The sequence below is a fragment of the Streptomyces ipomoeae 91-03 genome (genome assembly GCF_000317595.1).
Lineage (GTDB): Bacteria > Actinomycetota > Actinomycetes > Streptomycetales > Streptomycetaceae > Streptomyces > Streptomyces ipomoeae.
In genome coordinates this window covers 15,320-41,644 of sequence record NZ_AEJC01000356.1, presented here as the reverse complement: position 1 = coordinate 41,644, position 26,325 = coordinate 15,320, and the positions used below count along the sequence as shown (strand labels likewise).

The following is a 26,325-nucleotide window of genomic DNA, read 5'->3' as shown; positions in this document are numbered from 1 at the left end:
GGTGGCCGCGTCTCACTCGTCGTCCGGGCGCCTGTCCTCGGCGGTGTCGGTCGCGGTGGACCCCGAGCCGCCGGAAGCGGAACCGCTGCCGCCGTTGGCGAAGCCGCTGAAGCCGCGCCGTACCCGGCCGCCGAGGTCGCCGGCGCCGCCCGCGATGTCGGTGACCAGCTTCATCAGCGGGTCCTTGGAGTTCTTGACATGGCTCGTGTAGTGCGCCGCCGACTCGCGGAAGGAGTCGGTCACCGAGGTGTCCTTGTCCTCGCTGCGCCGCGGGTAGTGGCCGTCCATGATCCGCTGGTAGTCGCGGGACTCGGCCCACTTCTTCAGCTCGGCCGCGCGCACGGTGGTGAAGGGATGCGAGCGGGGCAGCACGTTCAGGATCTTCAGAACGGAGTCGCGCAGGTCGCCCCCGGCCTCGTACTCGTCGGCCTGCGCGAGGAACGCGTCCACGTTCATCTCGTGCAGATGGTTGCCGCCGGCGATCTTCATCAGACCACGCATGGAGGCCTGGACGTCCTGGCCGACCAGGAGGCCCGCGCGGTCGGCGGACAGCTCCGACTTGCGGAACCACTCGCGCAGAGCCGTGACGATCGCCATGATCGCCAGGTTGCCCAGCGGGATCCAGGCGACCCTGATCGCCAGGTTGGTCAGGAACAGCAGGATCGTGCGGTACACCGAGTGACCGGAGAGCGCGTGACCCACCTCGTGGCCGATGACGGCCCGCATCTCCTCCTCGTCGAGCAGTTCGACGAGCCCGGTCGTCACCACGATGATCGGCTCGTCCAGACCGATGCACATCGCGTTCGGCTGCGGGTCCTGGTTCACATACATCGGTGGGACCTTCTCCAGGTCCAGGATGTAGCAGGCGTCCCGCAGCATGTCGTTGAGGTGCGCGAACTGCTGGTCCGAGACCCGTACGGAGTCGGACAGGAACAGCAGCCTGAGGCTGCGCTCGGGCAGCAGACCGCTGAGTGCCTTGAACACCGTGTCGAAGCCGCTGAGCTTGCGCAGCGCCACCAGCGCCGAGCGGTCCGCGGGGTGTTCGTACGCCCGCGAGGAGATCCCCTCGAAGCGCCTGCGCTGCCTGCTGGGCACGTTCTCGTGCCCGGTCTGATCACGGTTGTCGTCGGACATGTCTTCCCCCATGCGTCTGTTTGCCCATGTGGCCCCCGAAGAGGGATCCAGCCTAGGCGGAGTTACCGTGGCAGGGCATCAACCGTAAGGAGCGATCTCATGGAGCATCTCCCCCACCTCCCGGCAGCCGGCTGGCTCACCGAGGCCGCGGACGCCGCCGCGAAGGAACAGGGAGCGGGCAACCTGCTGCGTGTGGTGCTGATCGTGATGGTCCTGGGCTCCGTGCTGATGGCCTGGTTCCTCCTGCGTGGATACAAGCGGGACGACTGACGCCCGCCGAGGGGAAGGACGTACGGCGCACGCGAACGGTTGTCTCGTACGGGAAGTACGCGCGTGGCGGTGTCCGCGTTCATCCCTGGGCGGAGTCGGGGTGATCGCCGATCAGCCCCCCGCTTACGATGGGCCCAGTCTTCATCCCGATCCCACACCCGGATAGGTCACGCCGACGATGAGCTTCCCCCGCACAGCCGCCGACCTGGTCACCATCGCTGCCGAAGGCGGCGCGGAGCACGGCGGCAACCATGAGAGCCTCAGCCCCTACCTGACCGGCGGTGGGGCCTTCTTCGCTCTGCTGTTGCTGCTGTGGATCACGACGCGCTTCAACCGGGATCGCTGATCCCGCCAATCCGCGCAAAAGGTCGTTCGAACAAGTGGTGGCGACCGGGCCGGTAGTGTCTCGACGCATGGGAGAGCAGGAAATGCCCATCGGCCCGGCGTCCGACAAGGGCCGGCGTCGCTTGGGCGTCATGGGTGGAACGTTCGATCCGATCCACAACGGTCACCTCGTCGCGGCCCAGGAGGTCGCCGCACGATTCCACCTCGACGAAGTGGTCTTCGTACCGACCGGCCAGCCGTGGCAGAAATCGCACACCAAGGTGTCGGCGGCCGAGGACCGCTATCTGATGACGGTCATCGCGACGGCCGAGAACCCCCAGTTCTCCGTCAGCCGCATCGACATCGACCGCAAGGGCCTCACCTACACCATCGACACCCTGCGCGAGCTGCACGACCTCAACCCCGGCACGGACCTCTTCTTCATCACCGGCGCCGACGCGCTCGCCCAGATCCTCACCTGGCGCGACGCCGACGAGCTGTTCTCGCTCGCGCACTTCATCGGGGTCACCCGTCCGGGTCATACCCTGGCCGACCCCGGCCTGCCCGCGGGCGGAGTCTCGCTGGTGGAGGTCCCGGCGCTCGCCATCTCGTCCACGGACTGCCGTGCGAGGGTCGCGAAGGGCGATCCCGTCTGGTATCTGGTGCCGGACGGCGTGGTCCGCTACATCGACAAACGGCAGCTGTACCGCGGCGAGTGAGCCGAGAGGGGCACCGGTGAACGACCGATACGACGCTGGCCACGGGGGCGACCAGCAGTACGTACTCGTCGGCTACGACGAGTACGGACAGCCGGTGTACCGACAGGCGCCCGCCCAGCAGGTGCCTCAGCAACAGGCGTACGACCCGTACGGGACGCAGCAGCCCCAGGGGTACGGCCAGGGGGGCTACGGCTACGACCCGTACGCGACCGGCCACGTCCAGCAGCCCACCCAGGGTTACGGCGTGGGCTACGACACGAGTCAGCAGGGCCCCGCCTCCGCGTACCAGCAGGCCCCCACGCCGTCGTACGACCCGTACGACCCCTACGGGCAGACCGCGAGCACCGGCCACCACACCCGGATCACCGAGCAGACCGCCCACATCCCCCAGCAGGCGGGACCGGCGGAGCCCGTCGCCGAGGAGGGCGAGCCCCGGGCCGGTGACTTCCCCGGGGAGCGGGACTCCGGTGAACGGGAGTACCGCACCGAGCAGTTCGCGTTCGTCGACCAGCCCGACGGTGACTCCGAGGACGTCATCGACTGGCTGAACTTCACCGAGAACCGCACCGAGCGGCGCGAGGAGGCCAAGCGCCGCGCCAAGAGCCGTCTGATCGCCCTCGTGGTGGTCCTCGCGCTCGTCGCGGTCGGCGGCGTCGGCTACATGTGGTTCGCGGGGATGCTGCCCGGGGCGTCCTCCGCCGAGCAGACCGGCACCACGACCTCCGCCGGCGCCCAGAAACGCGACGTGATCGTCGTCCACCTGCACGACACCAAGAAGGGCGGCACTTCCACGGCGCTGCTCGTCGACAACACCACCACCAAGCAGGGCGCCACCGTCCTGCTGCCGAACTCCCTCGCCCTGACCGGCGACGACGGCACCACGACCACCCTCGCCAAGTCCGTCGAGGACGACGGCTCCTCCGGCACCCGCGAGGAGCTCGACACCGTGCTCGGCACGAACATCGAGGGCACCTGGCGCCTGGACACCCCCTATTTGAACAACCTCGTCGAACTCGTCGGCAACATCGACATCGACACCAACGCCGACGTACCCGACCCCGAGGCCAAGAAGAAGGGCGAGGCCCCTCTCGTCCACAAGGGCGAGGGACAGACCCTCAGCGGCAAGATGGCCGTCGCCTACGCCACCTACCGGGCCTCCGGCGAGTCCCAGGACGCCCAGCTGAAGCGGTTCGGGCAGGTCATGCAGGGCGTGCTGCGCAAGCTGTCCTCCGACACCGAGGCCGCCACGGTCACCGTGCAGTCCCTGGCCCAGATCCTCGATCCCTCGCTCAGTGACAAGGACCTCGGCGCCTTCCTCGCCAAGCTCGCCGACCACGCCAAGGGCGGCGACTACAGGACCGAGCTGCTGCCGGTCGGGCAGAACGGCACCCTCGACGCCGACGCCTCCGACAGCGTGGTCAAGGACCTGCTCGGCGGCACCGCGAAGAGCCCCGACGCCGGGGACGCCGTCCGCGTCGGCCTGCGCAACGCCACCGGCGACAAGGACGCCACCGAGCAGGCCCGTGTGACCCTGCTCAACGGCGGCTACACCTTCTTCGACGCCGGCACGACCGACACCGCCCAGGCGACCTCCCAGGTCACCTACTCCGACGCGGCCCGCAAACAGGACGCCATCGAGGTCGCCAAGACCCTCGGCCTGCCCACCGGAGCCGTCAAGAAGGGCAAAATCGCGTCCAACGCCGACGTCTCGGTCACCCTCGGCCAGAACTACGAGGCACCGGCGACGACGGGGACGACCAGCACGAGCGGAACCACCGGGACCACCGGGACCACCGGAACGACTGGAACGACGGGCTGACCGGCACGGCGGGAACGGCCGGCACGACCGTTGCCGCGGGTTGATCGGCGCGGTGGGGTCGACCGGGAAACACGGGGCCATCGACGCGGAGGGCAGGAACGACATGGCGAGCACGGGTGGTGCGGCGAGCACGAGCGGTACGGCGAGCACCAGTGGCGCGGTAGGCGCGGTGGTGCTGTAGGCACGGATGGCGCTGTGGGCAGGAGTGGAGGCACGGGCTGGCTGATCCGGTGGGTCCGGCCGATCCAGCGGATCCGGTCATGCCGGTCGTGTCGCGTCCGGCTGGTCATTCCGGTCGTGTCAATCCGGTTGGCCGTGCCGGTCGGTCGGTCCGGTCGGCATGATGGCCGGTCGGTCGCCCCGAGTGGCGGCGGGTCCCGGAGCCGTTCCGTCGGCGCGACCACGGGGGCTCGTGCATAACTCGTGGGGCGGTGTCGGTGGGGCGTGAGACCCTGGAGGTAGCCCGTGAGGGTTCCTGACCGCCGACGGAAAGCCTTGTAGTGACCGCCACCGATCGCTCCCTCGAACTCATCAACACCGCCGCCCAGGCGGCCGCCGACAAGCTGGCGCACGACATCATCGCGTACGACGTCAGCGATGTGCTGTCCATCACGGACGCCTTCCTGCTGGCCTCCGCGCCCAACGACCGCCAGGTCAAGTCGATCGTCGACGAGATCGAGGAGCGGCTGAACAAGGAGCTCGACGCCAAGCCGGTGCGCCGAGAGGGCGACCGCGAGGCCCGCTGGGTGCTCCTCGACTACGTCGACATCGTCGTGCACGTCCAGCACAGCGAGGAGCGGGTCTTCTACGCCCTGGAGCGGCTCTGGAAGGACTGCCCCGAGCTGGAGCTGCCCGAGGACGCCAAGGCCACCCGGGGCAAGGCCGCGGAGCACGCCCGGCTGCAGGCCGCAGAGGAGGCCGCGGAGCTGGGCGGGGAGCTGCGGTGACGGCGGGCATCGACGCGGCGGACCGCAAGGGCCGAGGGCGCCGCCTCATCCTGTGGCGCCACGGCCAGACCGCGTGGAACGTGGAGCGCCGCTTCCAGGGCACCACGGACGTCGAGCTCACCGAGACCGGCCTCGGCCAGGCCCGCCGTGCCGCCCGCCTGCTCGCCTCCCTCAAGCCGGACGCCATCGTCGCCTCCGACCTCCGGCGCGCCGCGAAGACGGCCGCGGAGCTGGCCGCGCTCACCGGCCTGGAGGTCACCCACGACGAGGGCCTGCGCGAGACCTACGCGGGCGTCTGGCAGGGCCTCACGCACGACCAGATCATCGAGCGGCACGGCGAGGAGTACGCCGCGTGGAAGCGCGGCGAGCCCGTCCGCCGCGGCGGCGGCGAACTGGAGACCGAGGTCGCCGAGCGCGCCGCACCCGTGGTCCTCCGGCACGCCGACAAGCTCCCGGAGGACGGCACACTCGTCGTCGTCAGCCACGGCGGCACCATCCGCACCACCATCGGGCGCCTCCTCGGTCTGGAGCCGCACCACTGGGAGAGCTTCGGCGGCCTCTCCAACTGCTGCTGGTCCGTCCTCGGCGAGGGAGCCCGCGGCTGGCGCCTCCTCGAACACAACGCCGGCACCCTGCCGGAGCCGGTGCTCGGCGACGACGACTGAGCTCCCGGACGACTGAGCCCCTGGACGACTGAGCCCCCGGACGGCTGAGCCCCGTAAGAGGCCCCGGTTGCCCGGCCGGGGACCCGGATTTCACTTTCCGGCTGGTCGCAGGCTAAAGTTCTTCTTGTTCGCCCCGCCGAGCGGGGCGAAACATCACACAACTGCACCGTGTGATGCGGCAAGGGGCTATAGCTCAGTTGGTAGAGCGCCTGCATGGCATGCAGGAGGTCAGGAGTTCAATTCTCCTTAGCTCCACAGATCGGTACAGAAGATCCCGTTCCCACCAGGGAGCGGGATTTTTCGTATGTGACCTTCGTCGCCGCTTGAGTACTTGTGGCTCAGGAGGCGTATACCTCTGCGGACGACCTTCTTCCGTGCCGCGTGTCCGGACTGGTACGAAGGCGTCGCTGACCGTATTGGTCCGGCCGTGGCAGAATCAAACGGCCGGAAGGGGGCGCGGCCCGACGGGAGGGAGAAGCGATGCCTGCGAGCATCCGCGGGGAGATCCACGAGCTTTCCGAGCCGGTGGAGACGCGGAGCAAGACCACCCTCCTGTGCCCTTCCTGCGGCTCGCTCCACGTTGCCCAAGTCCTCGGTGACAACGGAGGTATCTCCTACGTGTGCACGGCCTGCGGCCACAGCTGGAGCTGAGTGATGGGTGCACACAGGAGGAAGTGCGACTGGTGCGGCAGCGGTACGCCGATCGTCCGCGACATGGAGCCCGTCAACGCCGACTACCAGTACTGGTGCGAGGAATGCGCACGGGCGCTGATCATAAAAGGCGACCCCATCGAGACGTACCGCGAACTGGAGGGTGAGCCGATCTACGGCCGCCTCCTCGAAGAGCACTGCACGCTCAAGCGGTTCTACTCGTTCGTGACGGCCTGAGCGCCGACACCGTCGGTGCGGGCCGTGAATTCGGGGCCAACCCGTACAGAACGGAAACGATTTGGTGGTGAGCCTCGGGGACCGGTAATGTTGGCGTCGCCGCCGGGGGAACCCGGCAGACAGCGTCAAATATGCGGCTCCGCCGCGCGGCGTAAGGGGCTATAGCTCAGTTGGTAGAGCGCCTGCATGGCATGCAGGAGGTCAGGAGTTCAATTCTCCTTAGCTCCACAGACAAGACCCCGTCCAATCGGACGGGGTCTTCGCGTTGTTGATGGTGACAGACGAAGTGCGGGCCGCCTCGGTGAGGTGACCCGCACTTCGTCGTCGTACGGCTTGCCGGAGGCTCAGCGGCCGCTGCCCAGGGCCCGCCGGCCGCGGCCCTGGGAGAGGACCGGGAGGTTGCGGGACGGGGCCTGCGAGCGGGTGTCCTCCTCGATGCGCAGGGCCAGCGCGGGGCAGCGGCGTACCGCGCGGAGCGCCTTGGCCTCGGCATACTGCGGGACCTTCGCCTGGGCGACGGTGGGGAAACCGTCGGCGCCCAGCTGGAAGACCTCCGGGAGGATGTCGGCGCACAGGCCGTGCCCCCGGCACAGCGTCCAGTCGACGAAGATCTTCTGCCGGCTGGCGCCGCTCTCCTCCTGGCCCGCGCCGCCCGGGATGCCCGTCGGTGCCCTGCCGCCCTCGAACAGCGGCAGAACGCCTTCCACGGGCCGTCCGCAGCCGTTGCCGAGGACATGCGCGGCGAGGTCGTCCGTGAACGCCTTGATGGTCGACTCCAGGAACATCGCGGAGCCGTCCGGGTGCGAGCACGCGCCGCGCCGCTTCACGTTCTTGGCGACCTGCTTGAGCGCCTCCAGGGCGGCCGGGCCACCGCCGTTGAGGATGTCCTCCATGCCGCGTGCGGCGGCCGGCAGACCGAGATAGCAGGGACCGCACTGTCCCGCGCTCTCCTCGGCGAGCCATTTGGCGACCTGGAGCGACTCGCCGAGCGGGCAGGTCTCCTGGCTGATCGGCAGGATCGCGCCGGCGCCGAGCGCACCGCCCACCGCGTCCAGCGAATTGCGGGAGACGACCGCCTCGTTGACCGTCGCCGCGTCGATCCACTTGCCGTGGTAACCGCCGGTCAGCACACCCTGCGGGACCGGCGGCGCCCCGGCGAGCTGCAGGATGTAGCGCAGCGGCACACCCGTCGGCGCCTCGATCACCATGGGGCGGGCCACCGCGCCGGAGACGGTGAGCATGACGGTGCCCGGCTCGTCGTACAGGCCGGTGTTGCCGTACCGCTCGGCACCGATGCGGGCGCCGATGGCCAGCTGGGCGAACGTCTCGGCGTTGGACAGCAGCGTCGGCGCGCCACCGACACCGCTCCTGGACGCGCTGGTCTTGCGGCCCGGCGGGATGGCCGGACCGCCGTCGATGGAACGGATCAGCGACGCGGCGGCGCCGGTGACCATGCGCACCGGGTTGCGCTGGACGCTCGCGCGGATGGCCGCGCCCCGCCGGTTGCTCAGCCCGCGTTCGGCGAGGGCGGCCTCCATGGACCGCTGGGTGGATTCACGTGTCACCCCGACGACCAACTGCCGGGCGCCCAGGGCCTCGGCGACGAGCAGGGCGCCGTCCAGGATGAGATGCGGGGCACGGTTGATCAGCACCGTGTCCTTGCGGCAGGCGGGTTCGTCCTCACTGCCGTTGACGACCACGACGGGCCGGATGCCGCGCTTGATCGCCGACTCGGCGACCGAGCGCAGCTTTTTGTGGAAGGGGAAGCCCGCGCCGCCTCGCCCCTTCAGATTGATCCGCTCGGCCAGCTGGGCGAGTTGCTCGCCGCCCATCGGTTCGAGCGGACCGTGCACCTTCAGGTGCATGGGGAGGTCGAGTCTCTCGACGAGGTCGAAGCCCGAGGTGAGCTGGGGGAGCCCCACCACACGGACTTCGGGGACGTCGGGAAGGGCCTCGTTCACTTAAAGCCTCCGGAAGGCGCGTTCCAGGGTTCGCCTGAGCCCGGCTGGTCGTAGTCGTAACCGGGCAGCGTTTCAGTGGCGGGACCGCTGTTGTACGTGTCGTTCGGGTTGTACGTGCCGTAGGGGGCGTTCGTCTCAGCCGTTCCGAAAGAAGTTTCCTGACCGGTCTGGTACGCCTGGCCCGGGTAGGTCTGACCGCTCGCGAACGACTGGCCCGCGAAGGTGTCCTGCATCGGGTCGTACGCCGACGGGGGCGCCTCGCCGACCGGAGGCGGGGACGGCGCGGGCCAACGGGTGCTCCCCGTGGTCGAGCTGTCGTCCAGCCGGGGCATGGCCTGCGTGGGCTGCATGTCCAACGGCGGCTGCTGCTGCGTCAGATAGGGCGCCGTGGGCTCCGGTTGGCGCGGCGTCATCGACACGGCGCGGTACGCGGCGGCGAAGCCGGGGCTCGAGTCGGCCGCGGTGGACGCCGTGCGGGGCGAGGGCACCAGCGGGTCGCCCAGATCGGGGCGCGGGCCCTGTCCGCCGCCGAAGCCGGGGAGCGGGAACTGGCCGGTGTCGCGCATCTGGTCGCGCTGTCCGCCTTCGCGCCGACCGCCGCCGGGCTCCTGGGACAGGGCCGAGCGGGACTTCATCAGCTCCTCGACCTCCGGGGGTCGCTGGCCGTCGGTGCCCAGGATCCCGGTGACGCGTTCGACCACCTGGCGCTTGACCGAGCGGGGCGCGGCGCGCAGCAACAGGGCGGCGGCCACGGCGACCAGGCCCAACGAGTAGAGGATCACGAAGATCGGCTTGGCCTCGCGACCCGCGTAGAGTCCGTGGACCAGCGCGAAACACCAGGCCGGGTAGGCCATCATGTGCATCGCCCGCCAGCGCGCCGCGACCGGTGCGGGGGAGGCGAAGTTGCTGCGCAGCGCGCCGGTGATGGCGACGAAGACCATCAGCGATCCGGCGGTCGCGCCGAAGCCGATGAGCGCGCCCGAGCCCGTCACGCCCAGGGCGAAGGGGAACAGGGCGATCGCGGAGACGTGGTTCAGGGCCAACTTGACCGTGACGTGCAGGAAGAGGAACGCGACCGAGGCGATCGCGGTCGTCCGGTGGACGGCCTGGCCGATGATCCGCTGGCGCACGCTGAGAAGGGTCCGGTCCTGGGCGACGAGCCCCCAGAGCACCGAGCAGGTCAGCGAGACGAGCGAGAGCACGCCCGCGCCGAAGTCGAGGAATTCCCGGTACGCGTCACCTCCGACCAGCACACTTACGGGTATCAGCAGCAGAGCGGCAGTCGTCGCCATCCCGTAGGCCGAGCGGCCCGGTTGGGGCAACGAGCTGTTACTGCGACGAGGGTTCATGGGGGCAACTCCGAACAGTTCGGGAAAGCGGTCCCGTCGTCGAACTGTAAGTGGTGGCAAACCGAGCGGTACGAGATTTGAGTTATTGCGTTGTTACCGAGGGGGAATCTCACAGCTGTGATGTCCTTTAGGGGTCGTTACGCGAAGTAATCTTTGAATAAAGTTCAACTTTTTTGGCCGGTTCCCGTGGCTGACACACCGCGCCTCGGTGTCCAGTGCGGGCCATGGCCGGGGCGTCCGGCGCGGGCCGGAACCGCGTCGCGACCGTCGCAGGGCCTGCGGTACCCTGACCTCATGCGTGCCGTACGCCTTCTGCTTAGCGAGCCGCGCTGATCAGTCCCGACCGCCGATGAACGGCGAGGTCGGAATCGGCGCGGCGTCCCCTCCTGTGCGAGGGGATTTTTCGTTTCCGGACGACAACCCGCTGGCAGAGACGATCGATGGAGCTTTGAGGATCATGAGCGAGACGAACCCCGCTGCCACCGCCGAGGTGGCCGCGCCGCACCGCTACACGGCAGCCATGGCCGCCGAGATCGAGGCACGCTGGCAGGACTTCTGGGACGCCGACGGCACCTACGCGGCGTCCAACCCCAAGGGTGACCTGGCCGGCGACCCCGAGCTGGCCGCCAGGCCCAAGAAGTTCATCATGGACATGTTCCCGTACCCGTCCGGCGCGGGCCTGCACGTCGGCCACCCCCTGGGGTACATCGCCACCGATGTCTTCGCCCGCTATCAGCGGATGACCGGCCACAACGTCCTGCACACCCTGGGCTTCGACGCCTTCGGCCTGCCCGCCGAGCAGCACGCCGTGCAGACCGGCGAGCACCCCCGGGTCACCACCGAGGCCGCCATCGCCAACATGAAGTCCCAGCTGCGCCAGCTGGGACTGGGTCACGACAAGCGCCGGTCCTTCGCCACGATCGACCCGGACTACTACAAGTGGACCCAGTGGATCTTCCTGCAGATCTTCAACTCCTGGTACGACGACGCCGCCGACAAGGCCCGCCCCATCGCCGAGCTGGTCGCCCAGTTCGAGTCCGGTGAGCGCGCGGTGCCCGGCGGGCGCTCCTGGAACGAGCTGAGCGCCGCCGAGCGCGCCGACGTCCTGGGCGAGTACCGCCTGGCGTACGCCTCCGACGCGCCGGTCAACTGGTGCCCCGGCCTGGGCACCGTCCTGGCCAACGAGGAGGTCACCGCCGACGGCCGCTCCGAGCGCGGCAACTTCCCGGTCTTCAAGACCAAGCTGCGCCAGTGGAACATGCGGATCACCGCGTACGCCGACCGGCTGCTGGAGGACCTGGAGGAGCTGGACTGGCCCGAGGCCATCAAGCTGCAGCAGCGCAACTGGATCGGCCGCTCCGAGGGCGCCCGGGTCCACTTCCCCGTGGATGGCGAGCACATCACCGTCTTCACCACCCGCCCCGACACCCTGTTCGGCGCGAGCTACATGGTGCTGGCCCCCGAGCACCCGCTGGTCGACAAGTTCACGCCCCAGGAATGGCCCGAGGGCACCCATGACGTGTGGACCGGCGGCCACGCGACCCCGGCCGAGGCCGTCTCCGCGTACCGCGCGCAGGCCGCCTCCAAGTCGGACGTCGAGCGGCAGGCCGAGGCCAAGGACAAGACCGGCGTCTTCATCGGCTCGTACGCCACCAACCCGGTCAACGGCGACAAGATCCCCGTCTTCATCGCCGACTACGTCCTGATGGGCTACGGCACCGGCGCGATCATGGCGGTCCCGGCCGGTGACCAGCGCGACTTCGAGTTCGCGCGCGCCTTCGAGCTGCCGATCACCTGCATCGTCGAGCCGACCGACGGCCGGGGCACGGACACCTCGACGTGGGAGGACGCCTTCGGGTCGTACGACGCGAAGATCGTCAACTCCGCCAACGACGAGATCTCCCTGGACGGCCTGCCCGTCGCCGAGGCCAAGGCTCGCATCACCGAGTGGCTGGAGCGCAAGGGCATCGGCGAGGGCACCGTCAACTTCCGGCTGCGTGACTGGCTGTTCAGCCGCCAGCGCTACTGGGGCGAGCCCTTCCCGATCGTCTACGACGAGGACGGCGTCGCCCACTCGCTGCCCGAGTCGATGCTGCCGCTGGAGCTGCCCGAGGTCGAGGACTACTCGCCGCGCACCTTCGACCCGGACGACGCCGACACCCAGCCCGAGACGCCGCTGTCGCGCAACGAGGACTGGGTCAACGTCACGCTGGACCTGGGCGACGGCCCGAAGCAGTACCGGCGCGAGACCAACACCATGCCCAACTGGGCCGGTTCCTGCTGGTACGAGCTGCGCTACCTGGACCCGCACAACGGCGAGCAGCTGGTCGACCCCGAGATCGAGCAGTACTGGATGGGCCCGCGCGAGGGGCAGCCGCACGGCGGTGTCGACCTGTACGTCGGCGGCGCCGAGCACGCCGTGCTGCACCTGCTGTACGCCCGCTTCTGGTCCAAGGTCCTGTACGACCTGGGCCACGTCTCCTCGGCCGAGCCGTTCCACAAGCTGTTCAACCAGGGCATGATCCAGGCCTTCGTCTACCGCGACAGCCGTGGCTTCGCGGTGCCGGCCGCCGAGGTGGAGGAGCGCGACGGCGCGTACTACTACCAGGGCGAGAAGGTCTCCCGACTGCTGGGCAAGATGGGCAAGTCCCTGAAGAACGCGGTCACCCCGGAGTCCATCTGCGCCGAGTACGGCGCCGACACCCTGCGGCTGTACGAGATGGCCATGGGCCCCCTGGACGTCTCCCGGCCCTGGGACACGCGCGCGGTGGTGGGCCAGTTCCGGCTGCTGCAGCGGCTGTGGCGCAACGTCGTCGACGAGGCCACCGGTGAGGTGACCGTGGTCGACACGGCCCCCGACGAGGACACCCTGCGGGCGCTGCACAAGGCCATCGACGGGGTACGGCAGGACCTGGAGGGGCTGCGGTTCAACACCGCGATCGCCAAGGTCACCGAGCTGAACAACCACCTGACCAAGGTGGGCGGTCCGGTGTCCCGCTCCGTCGCCGAGGCCCTGGTCCTGCTGGTCGCGCCGCTCGCCCCGCACATCGCGGAAGAGCTGTGGCGCAAGCTGGGACACACGGACTCGGTCGTCCACCAGGACTTCCCCGTCGCCGACCCGGAGTACGTGGTCGACGAGGCCGTCACCTGCGTCGTCCAGATCAAGGGCAAGGTCAAGGCCCGTCTGGAGGTGTCGCCGGCCATCTCCGAGGAGGAGCTGGAGAAGGTGGCGCTGGGCGATGAGAAGGTGGTCGCCGCGCTGGCGGGAGCGCCGATTCGGAAGGTGATCGTCAGGGCGCCGAAGCTGGTGAACATCGTCACGGGTTAGCTCGGGGCGGGGTTCATCGGGGTCGTGGTTTGACTGCGGGCAGTCGTGCCGCTGGGGCGTTGGGGGTGCCTTCCGCTCAACGCTTCTCGGCGACGGCAGCGGCAGGGCAAGGCTTGGGGTGATCCCCTACGGGCAGGTTCGGGGTTCCGATGGAACTCCGGACCTGCCCGTAGCGTTTACCGTTGAAGAGCGCAGCAGTACGTGCCGTGCCGGTCGAAGGAGGAGCGCACCGTGGAAGTCATCGCAGTCGTCGCCCTGCTCTTCGTCCTGTTCGTGGCGCTCGGCGCGTACGCCACGGTGAAGGCGATCGGCGCGGCCAAGCGCGGCGTGGACCGTACGATCACACAGGCCAAGCGCACGGTCGAGGACACCACCCTGCGTGCCAGAAGCCTCGCCCAGCCCGGCCCCGTAGGACAACTGGCCGACCTGCGGCTGAAGTTGCGCACCTCCATGCGGGCCACCCAGGAGGCGTTGCAGGCGGGCGTGGGAGAGGACGAATCCCTGAAGGAGTCCCTGGCGCTCTTCGAGCGGCTGAGCAAGCACGGCCGGGAGCTCGACGACGAGCTGCGGCGCCTGGAGCCCGAGCCGGACCGCGCCAAGCTGGCCCAGCGGCTGCCGGCGCTGCGCGAGCGCACGGAGCGGATCATCAAGTCGGCCGACTCCCTGCGCTGGGCGGCACACGACCGGGCCCGCCGCTTCGCGGAGGACGAGCTGGACACGCTCAGCGCCCAGATAGACGTCGAGGCGGGCGCACTGCGGCACTGGACGACGGAGCCCGCGCCGGTCTGGCCCGAGGCACCCAAGCCCGAGCCGACGACCTCCACCGGCCAGACCTGGCAGGAAAACCCCGCACCCGACACCGCCCACGAACCACCCAAGCCCGCGATCACCCCGCCGGCGGCCCGGCCCACATACCCGTGGCAGAAGAAGCCCCGGCCGGAGAGCACGACTTGATGCCGTGTGGCCTGCCGGGCCCGGCTTGACGCGCGGTGGGCGCGTCCTTGACGGATGCGCCGGGCGGGACTCGATGGCGCAGGTGAGCGTGCGCAGTTGTGTCCGGTCCGTTCGGTCCGGTGGGACTGTTCGGTCGCAGGTGGGAGGGGCCGGGCTGCCGTGGGTGGGGCTTGGCGGGTAACCTCCCGTTCATGTCCCGCCATGTCGCGATCGTCACCGATTCAACGGCCTACCTGCCGCCGCCGGCGATGGAGCGTCACGGCATCATCGCGGTGCCGTTGACCGTGGTCCTCGGCGACGAGGCACTCGAAGAGGGCACCGAGATCTCGGCCCGCTCCCTGGCCCAGGCACTGCAGAAGCGACGGTCCGTCACCACCTCCCGCCCCAGCCCCGAACTGTTCGCCGAGACCTACCGCAAGGTGGCCGAGTCGGGCGCCACCGGCATCGTCTCGCTGCACCTGTCCGCCGAACTCTCGGGAACGTACGACGCGGCCGTGCTCGCGGCGCGCGAGGCGCCGGTGCCGGTGCGCGTGGTGGACACCGGGATGGTCGCGATGGCCCTCGGGTTCTGTGCCCTGGCCGCCGCCGAGTCCGCGGAGGCGGGCGGCACGGTGGACGAGGCCGTCACGGCCGCCGAGAAACGGGCCTCCGGTACCTCCGCGTACTTCTACGTCGACACCCTGGAGTATCTGCGCCGGGGCGGTCGGATCGGGGCGGCTCAGGCGCTGTTCGGTTCCGCGCTCGCGGTGAAGCCGCTGCTGCAGTTGGACGGCGGCCGTATCGAGATGCTGGAGAAGGTGCGCACGGCCTCCAGGGCGATCGCCCGTCTGGAGGAGATCGTCGCCGAGCGGGCCGGTGGCGCGCCGGTCGATATCGCCGTCCATCATCTCGCCGCGCCCGAGCGGGCCTCGGCGCTCACGGAACGGTTGCGGGAACGGGTGCCCGGGCTGGCCGAGCTGCATGTGAGCGAGATCGGGGCGGTCATCGGCGCCCACACCGGGCCTGGGTTGTTGGCGGTGGTTGTCTCACCTCGGTGAGGCGTTTTCGCTTCGCCGGGATTCTCGCGGCGGCGTGAGAATCCCGGGCCCGGCCGCTGCCCAGGGATTCTTCTCGTTTGTGGCTGCCGCTGGCGCGTTCACTCGTGTGGGTGGCGGAGTTATCCACAACTGGGCGGTAATCCACGGGAATTGAGCAAGATCATCGCGGATGTGCGGGCTTGCCCGATCCTCGTCGCATGGCACTTCGATCACGTTCACGCACAGCGACGGTCACCAGTGGTCCGGGCCGGGGCCCGTCTTCCGACGGCCGCGCCCGGCACCGCCCTCGACATCGCAGGGGCCGGGCCGGACGCCGCCAGGTCTCGGCGGAGACGCTCCGGTTGCGAGCGGAGGCACTCTTCCCCGAAAGGGCGAGAGAATCACGGGAGTTGGGGCACGGGCCACCGAGCGCGTCGTCGCGGGGCAGGACAGCGGCGGGAGTCGGGGTTGCCTGGGCGGAAGAGGCCGGGGGCTCCGGTGCTCTCCACCGGGACCGTGCTGCTGATGAGTCTGGGCGGCATGCCGAGCATGACCCTCCGCGCGGGGGTGTTGCCGGCAGCCGGTCCCGGAGCAGTGACCCCGGTAGCAGCAGTGGCCGTGACCCTGTGGGCCATCGTGCCGGCAGCGGCGATGCCGTCGGCAGCCGCGCGAGCGGCGACGAGACCAGCGGTGGTGATGTCGTCGGTGTCGGGGCGAGAGGGGCCTGGCGGGAGCGGGTCGGGGCGGCTGTTCGGGAGCGGCTGCCGTTGTGGTTGCAGGTGCGGTGCGGCATGGAGCGGAAGAGCGTTGTCGCGCTGAGCGTGGTGCTGGTGGTGGCGGCGGTGTTCGCGGCTCAGCACTTCTGGACGGGCCGGACCCAGCCGGTGAGCGCGCCCGAGGTCGTGCGAGCAGTGGAGCCGTCGGCCGCGGCGGGCCCGGCGGCTTCGTTCGACGAGCTGGATGGTGGTCATGGCGTGGGGGCGGGTGTCTCGGCCGGGGCGGTCGCTCCCACGGCCGGTCCCTCGATCGTGGTGGACGTCAGCGGCAAGGTACGCAGCCCGGGTATCCAGCGGCTGCCGGCCGGCTCCAGGGTCGCCGACGCGCTGCGGGCGGCGGGCGGTGTGCGACCGGGCGCGAACACGGACGGGCTCAACCGCGCTCGCCTCCTCGTCGACGGCGAGCAGGTCCTGGTCGGGGTTCCGCCCGGGGCGGGCGCCGTACCGGGTACCGGGCCAGGCGGGGGTGGCGCTGGTGTGGCCGGGGCCGGGGCCGGGGGAGCGGTGGCGGGAGCGGCTCCCCCGACCCCCGTCTCCCTCAACACGGCCACCGCGGACCAACTGGACACCCTGCCCGGCGTCGGCCCTGTCCTGGCCCAGCACATCATCGACTACCGGACCCAACACGGCGGCTTCCGCTCGGTCGACGAACTGCGCGAGGTGAACGGCATCGGCGACCGCCGTTTCGCCGACCTACGGAACCTCGTACGGCCATGAGGACGCCGGAAGTGGGGGAGCGTGGACGGCCGATGACCGGCGTTGGAGGCGAACAGGCCGGCGGGCGCGGCGAACGGCTTCGGGTGGGCGGCGAACTGAGCGCGGTGGACGGAGAGCCGGCCAGGGCGGGCGGAGAGCGTGCGGCGCCGCGCGGCGCTTCTCCTCAACCGTCAGGCTTGCAGGCGGATTCCACCTCCCGGCTCGGGGCCGCGAATCCGAGGCGGGAGGGCCCGACGGACCTGCGTCTGGTGCCACCGGCGCTGGCGGCCTGGGCGACAGCGGCGTTGCTGGTGCATGCCTCGGCCGGGTGGGTCATGGGTGTGGTCGTGGCCTGCGTGGTCGTGGGCGTGGCGCTGCTTGTCACTCGGCGAGGGCGGGTGTGGCGCGGGGCAGCCTGGACGAAGGCGTCCGTGGCCGCAGTGACGCTGTGCGCCGCGGCGGCTGCCGCCTCGGCCGGGCTGCACGGGGCGGATCTGCGCCGGGGGCCTGTGCCCGCCCTGGCCGAGCAGTACGCGCAGGTGACGGCTGAGGTCGAGCTCACCTCCGATCCACGGCTGACCCGCCCCCGGATCAAGGGCAGTCACGCGGCCCCGACCGCCGTGCTCCTCCAGGCCGACGTGCGGCGAGTGAAGGGCCCGGACGGGACGGTCGTGGACACACGGACGCCGGTGCTGGTCATCGTCGACACGGGCAGGGACGGGGGCACGGACAGGGACGGGGATATGGCCAGGGGCGGGGGCATGGGCACGGGCACAGGTGTGGGCACGGAGTCCGACACGGGCACCGACGTCGGCGTGGGCGGGGAGGCGGACGTGCCGTCGCGCTCAGGACCGGGTGGCCGTTCGGCTTGGCTGGGGCTTCTGCCGTCGACTCGGATTCGGGTGGCGGCGCAGGCGGTGCCGGCCATGGTCGGGGGTGATCGGGTCGCGGCGGTGTTGCGGGTGCGTGGGGGTGGGGCGCCCGAGGTGGTGGCGGAGGCGAGTGGGGCCCAGCGGTTCGCGGGACGGTTGCGTGCGGGGCTGCGGGAGGCGACCGATGGGTTGGACGGGGATGCGCGGGCGCTGTTGCCGGGGTTCGTCGTCGGGGACACCTCGCGGGTTCCGGCGGAGTTGGACGAGGCGTTCAAGGCGACGGATCTCACGCACCTCCTCGCGGTCAGTGGGGCCAACTTCACGATTCTGTTGGCCCTGTTCATCGGGCCGCCCGGGTTGGCTCAGCGGGCGGAGCGGCGGGGGCTCGCGCCGCGGCTCGGGATCTCGTTGCGGGGGACCGCGCTGGTCGGTGGTGCGCTGACGCTCGGGTTCGTGATCGTGTGCAGGCCGGAGCCGAGTGTGGTGCGGGCCGCGGCCTGTGGGTCGATCGCGCTGCTGGCCATCGCGACGGGGCGACGCAGATCGCTGATTCCGGCGCTGGCGACGGCGGTGCTGTTGCTGGTGTTGTACGACCCGTGGCTGGCCCGGAGTTACGGCTTCCTGCTGTCGGTCCTCGCGACCGGGGCCCTGCTCGTGCTCGCCCCGCGCTGGAGTGCGGCGCTGCAGCGGCGCGGAGTGCCGCCGCGCCCTGCCGAGGCGTTGGCGGCGGCGGGAGCGGCGCAGGCGGTGTGCGCGCCGGTAGTCGCCGTGCTGTCGGCCAAGGTGAGCCTGGTGGCGGTGCCGTGCAATCTGCTGGCGGAGTTCGCGGTGGCGCCCGCCACGGTGCTGGGGTTCGCGACCATGGCGGCGGCGCCGGTGGCGATGCCGGTGGCCGAGGTCATCGCCTGGTGCGCGAGCTGGCCGGCCGACTGGATCGCGGACATCGCGCGCACGGGGGCGTCCCTGCCCGGCGCGGGGGTGGAATGGCCGGGCAGTTGGACGGGGGCGCTGCTGCTGGTCCTCGTCACGGTGGTCGTGGTGTTCGTCGGGCGGCGGCTGGTGAGCCATCCGTGGGCGGTCGGGGCCTGTCTGGTGGTGTTTGTGCTGGTCGTCGTGCAGCCGCCGCCATTGACCAGGGTGATCACGGGGTGGCCGCCGCCCGGCTGGCGGTTCGCGATGTGCGATGTCGGGCAGGGAGACGCGACCGTGCTCGCGGCGGGTGACGGCGCCGGAGTGGTCGTGGACGCCGGGCCCGATCCGGTGCTGGTCGACCGTTGTCTGACGGCCCTGGGCATCACCGAGGTACCGCTCGTCGTGCTCACCCACTTCCACGCTGACCATGTGGCGGGGTTGCCGGGGGTGTTGCGGGGGCGTTCGGTGGGGGCGATCGAGACGACGGGGTTCGAGGAGCCCGCCGACCAGGCCGAGTTCGTGTACAGGGAGGCGGCGGCCCGGCGGATCCCCGTGACACGGGCCGTGGCCGGGGAGGAGCGGCGTACGGGTGGTCTCGTGTGGCGGGTGCTGTGGCCGCCGGGCGACGCGACCGCACCGGACGGGCCGAACGACGCCAGTGTGACCATGCTGGTCCGCTCGGCCGGGCTGACCCTGCTGCTCCTCGGCGACCTCGAACCGCCCGCCCAGCGGGAGCTGGCCAGATCCCCGGCCGCCGCGCGGCTGGGCACCGTGGACGTGGTGAAAGTCGCCCACCATGGGTCGGCGTATCAGGATCCGGGCCTCATACGGGCCATGGCCCCACGGCTGGCGCTCATCTCGGTGGGCGCGGACAACCCGTACGGGCATCCGGCGCCGAGTACGGTCGCGGCGCTGCGGGCCGGGGGTGCCACGGTGCTGCGTACGGACGAGGACGGGGCGATCGCCGTCGCCGGTACGGCCGAGGAACTGCTGGTGGCGAGAGACTGACGGCATGGATACCGCAGAGCTCGATGCCTGCCTTCGCTGCATCGGGGGCCGAGCACCCGCCGGGATGGGCTGGGTTCAGGGTCGCGGAAAATGGGGGCGTGAGTGATGTGAGGCATGTGTTGGTGTTGCCCGATCGTGATGCCGCGGAGGAGGTGGCGGAGGCGCTTGGGGAGCGGTTCGGGGTGACCGAGGAGCCGCAGTTGGTGCGGGAGGCGTTGGCCGGGGAGGACGACGCCGAGGACGCGCAGTGGCTGCTGGTGCTGCGGGACGAGGACGAGCGGCTTGATCCGGCGGCGTTGGACGAGTTCGCGGGGGAGTGGGACGGGTGGAGGGAAGAGCCGTGACGCGTTGACGGTCCGCTGAAGGTGCCGCCGGGTGGCTGAGAGGGGTTCGTCGGCTGCGGATGCGTCGTGGTCGGCCGCGGCCACGCGGTGGAGGCGTGGATCGTTACGGCCCCGCGTCCCCTTCAGGGCGCGGCTGCCTGGTGGGGTGGGTTGTCAGTGGCCCGTGGGATGCTTTGCGGGATGGCCAAGAAGACCGCGAATGATGACCTGCTTGCCCCCGTCACGCTTGCCGTGGGGCAGGAGGAGCTGCTGCTCGACCGTGCGGTGCGGGAGGTGGTGGCCGCCGCGAAGGCCGCCGATGCCGACACGGATGTACGGGATCTGTCGCCGGACCAGTTGCAGCCGGGGACGCTGGCCGAGTTGACGAGTCCGTCGCTCTTCGCGGAGCGGAAGGTCGTCGTCGTACGCAATGCGCAGGATCTGTCGGCCGACACGATCAAGGATGTGAAGGCGTATCTCGGGTCTCCCGCCGAGGAGATCACCCTGGTGCTGCTGCACGCGGGCGGTGCCAAGGGGAAGGGGCTGTTGGACGCGGCCCGTAAGGCGGGGGCACGGGAGGTGGCGTGCCCCAGGATGACGAAGCCGGCGGAGCGGTTGGCGTTCGTGCGGGGGGAGTTCCGGGGGCTGGGGCGGTCGGCCACACCTGAGGCGTGTCAGGCGCTTGTCGATGCGATCGGGAGTGATCTGCGGGAGCTGGCGTCGGCGGCGTCGCAGTTGGTCGCGGATGTCGAGGGGACGATCGACGAGGCTGTGGTCGGGCGGTACTACACCGGGCGGGCCGAGGCGTCGAGTTTCGAGGTGGCCGATCGGGCTGTCGAGGGGCGGGCGGCGGAGGCGTTGGAGGCGTTGCGGTGGTCGCTGGCGACGGGGGTGGCGCCGGTGTTGATCACCAGTGCGTTGGCTCAGGGGGTGCGGGCGATCGGGAAGTTGTCGTCTGCGCGGGGTGGGCGGCCGGGGGATCTTGCGCGGGAGTTGGGGATGCCGCCGTGGAAGATCGATCGGGTTCGGCAGCAGATGCGGGGGTGGACGGCGGAGGGGGTTGCTGTTGCTCTGCGGGCTGTGGCTGAGGCCGATGCGGGGGTGAAGGGTGGGGGGGATGATCCTGCGTATGCGCTGGAGAAGGCTGTGGTGACGGTTGCTCGGGCTGCGCGGTCTGGTCGGCGGTGAGTTTTCGCCCCCGCCGCCCTTACCCGTTCCCATCCCCAGGGGCTGCCGCCCCTTCGCCCCCGTCAATAGGGGCGGTGCCCCTTCGCTCCCGGCCATGTTCCTGGGGGCAGCCCCCCCAGACCCCCGCTGGGAGATGAGAGGGTGGCCGTTGGTGCGTATCCGCGGGTTCGTCGTGGTTGCTCGCGCAGTTCCCCGCGCCCCTGGGAGGACGGCCCTTCAGGCCTGCCCTCCCGCGCCGCGACTCCCTCCCGACGCCGCACGCCGCTCCCACGCCGCACGCCGCTCCCAAGGCCGCAAGCCCTTCCCAGCGCCGGAGTCCTCCCAACGTCCGAAGCCCCGTCTTCCGCCCTGGGGAAGGGCGGAAGACGGGGCTTCGGTTCATGCTCTGGACCTGTACCCGCGTGGCGAACGCAGGCCGCGTACAGGGCCGGGGGGCCGGGTGGGAGCGGATGAGAGAGGGCCCGCTCTTGGTCCAGCCGGCGGTCAGATCAAAGGGGCTCAGCCCTGGAGGGACGCGACCTTGGAAGCAAGCGCCGACTTCTTGTTGGCGGCCTGGTTCTTGTGGATGACGCCCTTCGAGACGGCCTTGTCGAGCTGACGCGCGGCAGCGCGCTGGTACTCGACGGCCTTCTCGGCGTCACCCGCGGCAGCGGCCTCACGGGCCTTGCGGATCGCGGTCTTGAGCGACGACTTGACGGCCTTGTTGCGAAGGCGCGCCTTCTCGTTCGTCTTGTTCCGCTTGATCTGGGACTTGATGTTCGCCACGAAGGAGCCTTTTCAGCTACAGGTGCACGAGAACGACGACATGCGGGGCATGCGTGCCTCGGGCACCGTTGGTTTTCTTTGGGCTGTGCCTCCTGCAGAGAGGGCATGAGACACAGCCACCCAGGCTACCAGCCGTCCACAGGCCAGCCCAAACCGGTCGCAGCCCCGTAGCCGTGGGACCATGGAGCCTACGTATAGACCCGTTGGACCCCTTCGTACAGACCCGCTAGATCCGACCCGAGACCGCAGACGGCTGCGGACGCCTCAAGAATCAGGACCCTGCGTGCCCGCGATCCCTAGCCATGTGCCCGAGCCGAGCCGTACCGACCCGGCTCTGATCCGCAATTTCTGCATCATCGCGCACATCGACCACGGCAAGTCCACGCTCGCCGACCGGATGCTTCAGCTGACCGGTGTGGTCGAGCAGCGGCAGATGCGTGCTCAGTACCTCGACCGCATGGACATCGAGCGTGAGCGCGGTATCACGATCAAGTCCCAGGCGGTGCGTCTGCCCTGGGCGCCGACCGGCGATCCGGGCAACACGCACATCCTCAACATGATCGACACCCCCGGGCACGTCGACTTCACGTACGAGGTGTCGCGGTCGCTGGCCGCCTGCGAGGGGACCATCCTCCTTGTGGACGCCGCCCAGGGCATCGAGGCGCAGACTCTCGCCAACCTGTATCTGGCGATGGAGAACGACCTCGCGATCATCCCCGTACTCAACAAGATCGACCTGCCGGCCGCGCAGCCCGAGAAGTTCGCGGAGGAGCTCGCCAATCTCGTGGGGTGCGACCCGGACGACGTGCTCCGGGTGTCCGCCAAGACCGGCATCGGTGTGGACGCGCTGCTCGACAAGGTCGTCGCCGAGGTTCCGGCGCCGGTCGGGGTCAAGGACGCGCCCGCCCGCGCGATGATCTTCGACTCGGTGTACGACTCCTACCGGGGTGTCGTCACATACGTCCGGGTCATCGACGGGCAGCTCAACAAGCGTGAGCGGATCCGGATGATGTCCACCGGTGCCACGCACGAGCTGCTGGAGATCGGGACCAACTCGCCCGAGATGCTGGGCGCGGACGGCCTCGGTGTCGGTGAGGTGGGCTACCTCATCACCGGGGTGAAGGACGTCCGGCAGTCCAAGGTCGGTGACACCATCACCAGCCAGGCCAAGGGCGCCACCGAGGCGCTGGGCGGCTACAAGGACCCCAAGCCCATGGTCTTCTCGGGTCTGTATCCGCTGGACGGCTCCGACTACCCCGAGCTGCGCGACGCCCTCGACAAGCTTCAGCTCAACGACGCCGCGCTCGTCTACGAGCCGGAGACCTCCGCCGCGCTCGGGTTCGGCTTCCGCGTCGGTTTCCTCGGGCTGCTGCACCTCGACGTCATCCGCGAGCGGCTCGAGCGTGAATTCGGGCTCGATCTCATCGCCACCGCGCCGAACGTGGTCTACCGCGTCGTCATGGAGGACGGCAGCGAGCACACCGTCACCAACCCGAGCGAGTTCCCCGAGGGCAAGATCGGAGAGGTGTACGAGCCCGTCGTACGCGCCACCATCCTGGCTCCCTCCGAGTTCATCGGGTCGATCATGGAGCTGTGCCAGACCCGGCGCGGTGTGCTGCTGGGCATGGACTATCTGTCGGAGGACCGGGTCGAGATCCGGTACACGCTGCCGCTCGCCGAGATCGTCTTCGACTTCTTCGACCAGCTGAAGTCCAAGACCCGCGGCTACGCCTCGCTCGACTACGAGCCCACCGGCGAGCAGACGTCCAGCCTGGTCAAGGTCGACATCCTGCTGCACGGCGACAAGGTGGACGCCTTCTCGGCGATCACGCACAAGGACGCGGCGTACGCGTACGGTGTGCGGCTCGTCGCCAAGCTGCGTGAGCTGATCCCGCGACAGGCCTTCGAGGTGCCCATCCAGGCCGCCATCGGGTCGCGCGTCATCGCCCGCGAGACCATCCGCGCCATCCGCAAGGACGTCCTCGCCAAGTGCTACGGCGGTGACATCTCCCGTAAGCGGAAGCTGCTGGAGAAGCAGAAGGAGGGCAAGAAGCGGATGAAGATGGTGGGCTCTGTGGAGGTTCCGCAGGAGGCCTTCATCGCCGTCCTGTCGAGTGACGACAGCGCCGGAGGCGGCAAGGGCAAGAAATAGCCATCGGCGGGGCGATGCCGTAGATCTTTCAGATCTTTCGGGGAGGCGTCACCAGCCCCGGGAACTCGGGCCGAAGTCGGGTCCGTCGTGCTTCGGCGCGGCGGGCCCGTTCGTCTTCGGTGGAGGCCTCGGCGCGTGTTCGCCGAGCGTATCTCGTGTGTCCCCGCCGTCGTTCTTGGTCCACCCTTGGTGGAAAGTGACGGCTCGCCGCCCCTTACGTACCGGGCGGGCGCGCTCTACCCTGATCACCACTCAAGGGTTACTCGTGAGTTAAACAACAGGTTTTTGAGCCAGCCGTACAAGTCCAGACGTTTTGAGCCAGCCGCACCGTCCATGAGCCAGCCGCGTCGTCGCGGGCCCCGGAGGATGTCGTGAGCGACACACAGACCCTGATCGAGAACCGTCCGCCGTCCGTGGCGGCCCTCTTCCTGGAGCGCGTGGCCGCCACGCCCGACGCCGAGGCCTACCGCTATCCGGTACCCGCCGCCTCCGGCGAGGGCCCCTCCGACTGGAAGTCGCTCAGCTGGGCGCAGACGGCGGAGCGGGTGTACGCCATCGCGGCCGGGCTCGTCGAACTGGGTGTCCAGCCCGAGCAGCGGGTCGCTCTCTCCGCGGCCACCCGGATCGAGTGGATCCTCGCCGACCTCGGCATCATGTGCGCGGGCGCGGCCACCACCACCGTCTATCCGCAGACCAACGCCGACGAGTCCGCGTACATCCTGGCCGACTCCGGGAGCCGGGTGCTGTTCGCCGAGGACGCGGCCCAGCTCGCCAAGGCGCGCGAGAAGAAGGCCGAGCTGCCCGAGCTGACGCATGTCGTCGTCATCGACACCGAGGGCGCCGACCTCTCGGAGGAGTGGGTCCTCTCCCTCGCCGAGCTGGAGGAGCGCGGCGCCGCGTATCTGGAGAAGAAGCCCGACCTGATCAAGGAGAAGGTCGGCGCGATCACCAAGGACCAGCTCGCCACCCTCATCTACACCTCCGGCACCACCGGCCGCCCCAAGGGCGTGCGCCTCCCGCACGACAACTGGTCGTACATGGCGAAGGCGATCGCCGCGACCGGGCTGCTCAGCGCCGACGACGTGCAGTACCTGTGGCTGCCGCTCGCGCATGTGTTCGGCAAGGTGCTCACCAGTGGTCATATCGAGGTCGGGCACGTCACCGCCGTCGACGGGCGCGTGGACAAGATCATCGAGAATCTGCCGGTCGTGCGGCCGACGTACATGGCGGCCGTGCCGCGCATCTTCGAGAAGGTCTACAACGGCGTCGCCGCGAAGGCCCGCGAGGGCGGGGCCGCCAAGTACAAGATCTTCCAGTGGGCGGCCGAGGTCGCCCGTGAGTACGCCAAGGTCAGCCAGGACAACTTCCGCCGCACCGGCACGCCCACGGTGCCCTTCGCGCTCGGTGCCCGGCACAAGGCAGCCGACCGGCTGGTCTACGCGAAGCTGCGGGAGGCCTTCGGCGGCCGGCTGCGGGCCTGTGTCTCCGGCTCGGTCGCGCTGGCCCCCGACATCGGGTTCTTCTTCTCCGGCGCCGGCATCCACATCCTGGAGGGCTACGGCCTGACCGAGACCTCGGCGGCCTCCTTCGTGAACCCCGGCGAGGCATACCGCACCGGTACGGTCGGCAAGCCGCTGCCCGGCTGTGAGGTGCGGATCGCTGACGACGGCGAGATCCTGCTGCGGGGCCCCGGGATCATGGAGGGATACCACGGGCTGCCCGAGAAGACCGCCGAGGTGCTGGAGGCCGACGGGTGGTTCCACACCGGGGACATCGGGGAGCTGTCGCCCGACGGCTATCTGCGGATCACCGACCGCAAGAAGGACCTGTTCAAGACCTCCGGCGGCAAGTACATCGCGCCGACCGAGATCGAGGGGCAGTTCAAGGCGCTGTGCCCGTTCACGTCCAACGTGATGGTGATCGGGGCCGACCGTAACTTCTGCACCGCGCTCATCGCCCTCGACGAGGCGTCCATCCTGGGGTGGGCCGCGGAGAACGGCCTGGAGGGGAAGTCGTACGAGGAGGTTGTCGCTGCCGCGGCGACCGTGGAGCTCATCGACGGGTACGTCAGGAAGTTGAACGAGGGGCTTCAGCGGTGGCAGACCGTGAAGAAGTTCCGGTTGCTGCCGCGGGACTTGGACGTCGAGCACGGGGAGCTGACGCCCAGCCTGAAGTTGAAGCGGCCGGTGGTGGAGCGGGAATACCGGGGCCTCATCGAGGAGATGTACGCGGGGGCTCGGGAGAAGTAGCGCGGGAGGG

22 protein-coding genes and 2 tRNA genes are annotated in these 26,325 nt (G+C 69.9%); 20 read left to right on the top strand and 4 right to left on the bottom strand.

Going from position 1 to position 26,325, the window contains the following annotated elements; all coding sequences use genetic code 11:
• Positions 1–12 precede the first annotated feature (12 nt).
• Positions 13–1,134 carry a M48 family metallopeptidase gene (locus STRIP9103_RS22775; RefSeq protein WP_009319749.1) on the bottom strand — a complete coding sequence of 374 codons (1,122 nt, stop codon included), beginning with the start codon at positions 1,132–1,134 and terminating at the stop codon, positions 13–15.
• Between the two features lie 99 nt (positions 1,135–1,233).
• On the opposite strand from STRIP9103_RS22775, the gene STRIP9103_RS50760 reads away from it, so the two are divergent.
• The 11 genes from STRIP9103_RS50760 to STRIP9103_RS22730 all read left to right on the top strand — a co-directional run bounded on the left by STRIP9103_RS50760 (position 1,234) and on the right by STRIP9103_RS22730 (position 6,994).
• Positions 1,234–1,404: a hypothetical protein gene (locus STRIP9103_RS50760; protein WP_009319758.1), complete on the top strand. Its 171-nt coding sequence runs from the start codon at positions 1,234–1,236 to the stop codon at positions 1,402–1,404.
• Between the two features lie 178 nt (positions 1,405–1,582).
• On the top strand, positions 1,583–1,750 hold the full coding sequence (locus STRIP9103_RS48460; RefSeq protein WP_009319748.1) for a hypothetical protein: 168 nt from the start codon (positions 1,583–1,585) through the stop codon (positions 1,748–1,750).
• Positions 1,751–1,817: 67 nt separating this feature from the next.
• Entirely contained in the window at positions 1,818–2,447 is a 630-nt protein-coding gene (gene nadD, locus STRIP9103_RS22760) for a nicotinate-nucleotide adenylyltransferase (RefSeq protein WP_048820787.1), read from the top strand.
• 16 nt (positions 2,448–2,463) lie between these two features.
• Positions 2,464–4,266: an LCP family protein gene (locus tag STRIP9103_RS22755; RefSeq protein ID WP_009319741.1), complete on the top strand. Its 1,803-nt coding sequence runs from the start codon at positions 2,464–2,466 to the stop codon at positions 4,264–4,266.
• A 52-nt stretch (positions 4,267–4,318) separates the two neighbouring features.
• The gene (locus STRIP9103_RS52830) at positions 4,319–4,447 is read left to right on the top strand and encodes a hypothetical protein (RefSeq protein ID WP_267950634.1); all 129 of its coding nucleotides are present in this window, start codon (positions 4,319–4,321) and stop codon (positions 4,445–4,447) included.
• A gap of 319 nt (positions 4,448–4,766) precedes the next feature.
• Positions 4,767–5,213 (top strand): ribosome silencing factor, encoded by a 447-nt coding sequence (gene rsfS / locus STRIP9103_RS22750; RefSeq protein ID WP_009319770.1) that lies wholly within the window; start codon positions 4,767–4,769, stop codon positions 5,211–5,213.
• Positions 5,210–5,878 (top strand): histidine phosphatase family protein, encoded by a 669-nt coding sequence (locus STRIP9103_RS22745; protein WP_009319757.1) that lies wholly within the window; start codon positions 5,210–5,212, stop codon positions 5,876–5,878. Before rsfS ends, STRIP9103_RS22745 begins: the two co-directional genes overlap by 4 nt.
• A 182-nt stretch (positions 5,879–6,060) precedes the next feature.
• Positions 6,061–6,133 (top strand) — tRNA-Ala (locus tag STRIP9103_RS22740).
• Positions 6,134–6,358: 225 nt separating this feature from the next.
• The gene (locus STRIP9103_RS50755; protein ID WP_009319737.1) at positions 6,359–6,529 is read left to right on the top strand and encodes a hypothetical protein; all 171 of its coding nucleotides are present in this window, start codon (positions 6,359–6,361) and stop codon (positions 6,527–6,529) included.
• Positions 6,530–6,532: 3 nt separating this feature from the next.
• Positions 6,533–6,766, top strand: coding sequence for a hypothetical protein (locus STRIP9103_RS22735; protein ID WP_005479297.1), 234 nt, complete (start codon positions 6,533–6,535; stop codon positions 6,764–6,766).
• 155 nt (positions 6,767–6,921) lie between these two features.
• Positions 6,922–6,994 (top strand) — tRNA-Ala (locus tag STRIP9103_RS22730).
• A gap of 116 nt (positions 6,995–7,110) precedes the next feature.
• On the opposite strand, the gene STRIP9103_RS22725 is transcribed toward STRIP9103_RS22730, so the two are convergent.
• A complete protein-coding gene (locus STRIP9103_RS22725) occupies positions 7,111–8,727 on the bottom strand; it encodes an NADH-quinone oxidoreductase subunit NuoF family protein (RefSeq protein ID WP_009319745.1) in 1,617 nt (538 codons plus the stop codon).
• Complete coding sequence (locus STRIP9103_RS22720; RefSeq protein WP_048820795.1) at positions 8,724–10,019, bottom strand: ferric reductase-like transmembrane domain-containing protein; 1,296 nt, start codon at positions 10,017–10,019, stop codon at positions 8,724–8,726. Before STRIP9103_RS22720 ends, STRIP9103_RS22725 begins: the two co-directional genes overlap by 4 nt.
• Positions 10,020–10,533: 514 nt before the next feature.
• Between STRIP9103_RS22720 and leuS the strand changes: the two genes are divergently transcribed.
• From leuS to holA, 7 genes are all read left to right on the top strand, one after another.
• On the top strand, positions 10,534–13,404 hold the full coding sequence (gene leuS, locus STRIP9103_RS22715; RefSeq protein WP_009319742.1) for a leucine--tRNA ligase: 2,871 nt from the start codon (positions 10,534–10,536) through the stop codon (positions 13,402–13,404).
• A gap of 231 nt (positions 13,405–13,635) precedes the next feature.
• Positions 13,636–14,358 carry a hypothetical protein gene (locus tag STRIP9103_RS22710; RefSeq protein WP_009319738.1) on the top strand — a complete coding sequence of 241 codons (723 nt, stop codon included), beginning with the start codon at positions 13,636–13,638 and terminating at the stop codon, positions 14,356–14,358.
• A 191-nt stretch (positions 14,359–14,549) separates the two neighbouring features.
• Entirely contained in the window at positions 14,550–15,395 is an 846-nt protein-coding gene (locus STRIP9103_RS22705; protein ID WP_009319760.1) for a DegV family protein, read from the top strand.
• Between the two features lie 605 nt (positions 15,396–16,000).
• On the top strand, positions 16,001–16,867 hold the full coding sequence (locus STRIP9103_RS45555) for a ComEA family DNA-binding protein (RefSeq protein ID WP_009319775.1): 867 nt from the start codon (positions 16,001–16,003) through the stop codon (positions 16,865–16,867).
• Positions 16,868–17,043: 176 nt separating this feature from the next.
• Positions 17,044–19,638, top strand: coding sequence for a ComEC/Rec2 family competence protein (locus STRIP9103_RS22695; protein ID WP_048820793.1), 2,595 nt, complete (start codon positions 17,044–17,046; stop codon positions 19,636–19,638).
• Positions 19,639–19,736: 98 nt separating this feature from the next.
• Entirely contained in the window at positions 19,737–19,982 is a 246-nt protein-coding gene (locus STRIP9103_RS22690) for a hypothetical protein (protein WP_009319765.1), read from the top strand.
• Positions 19,983–20,162: 180 nt separating this feature from the next.
• Entirely contained in the window at positions 20,163–21,149 is a 987-nt protein-coding gene (gene holA / locus STRIP9103_RS22685) for a DNA polymerase III subunit delta (RefSeq protein ID WP_181810309.1), read from the top strand.
• Positions 21,150–21,647: 498 nt separating this feature from the next.
• Here holA and rpsT read toward each other — a convergent pair whose 3' ends face one another.
• Complete coding sequence (gene rpsT / locus STRIP9103_RS22680; RefSeq protein ID WP_009319771.1) at positions 21,648–21,914, bottom strand: 30S ribosomal protein S20; 267 nt, start codon at positions 21,912–21,914, stop codon at positions 21,648–21,650.
• A 283-nt stretch (positions 21,915–22,197) separates the two neighbouring features.
• Here rpsT and lepA point away from each other — a divergent pair, with 283 nt between their 5' ends.
• Both lepA and STRIP9103_RS22670 read left to right on the top strand, forming a co-directional pair.
• Positions 22,198–24,066 carry a translation elongation factor 4 gene (gene lepA, locus STRIP9103_RS22675; protein WP_009319762.1) on the top strand — a complete coding sequence of 623 codons (1,869 nt, stop codon included), beginning with the start codon at positions 22,198–22,200 and terminating at the stop codon, positions 24,064–24,066.
• A gap of 371 nt (positions 24,067–24,437) precedes the next feature.
• Positions 24,438–26,315 (top strand): AMP-dependent synthetase/ligase, encoded by a 1,878-nt coding sequence (locus STRIP9103_RS22670; RefSeq protein WP_009319764.1) that lies wholly within the window; start codon positions 24,438–24,440, stop codon positions 26,313–26,315.
• Positions 26,316–26,325: the final 10 nt, after the last annotated feature.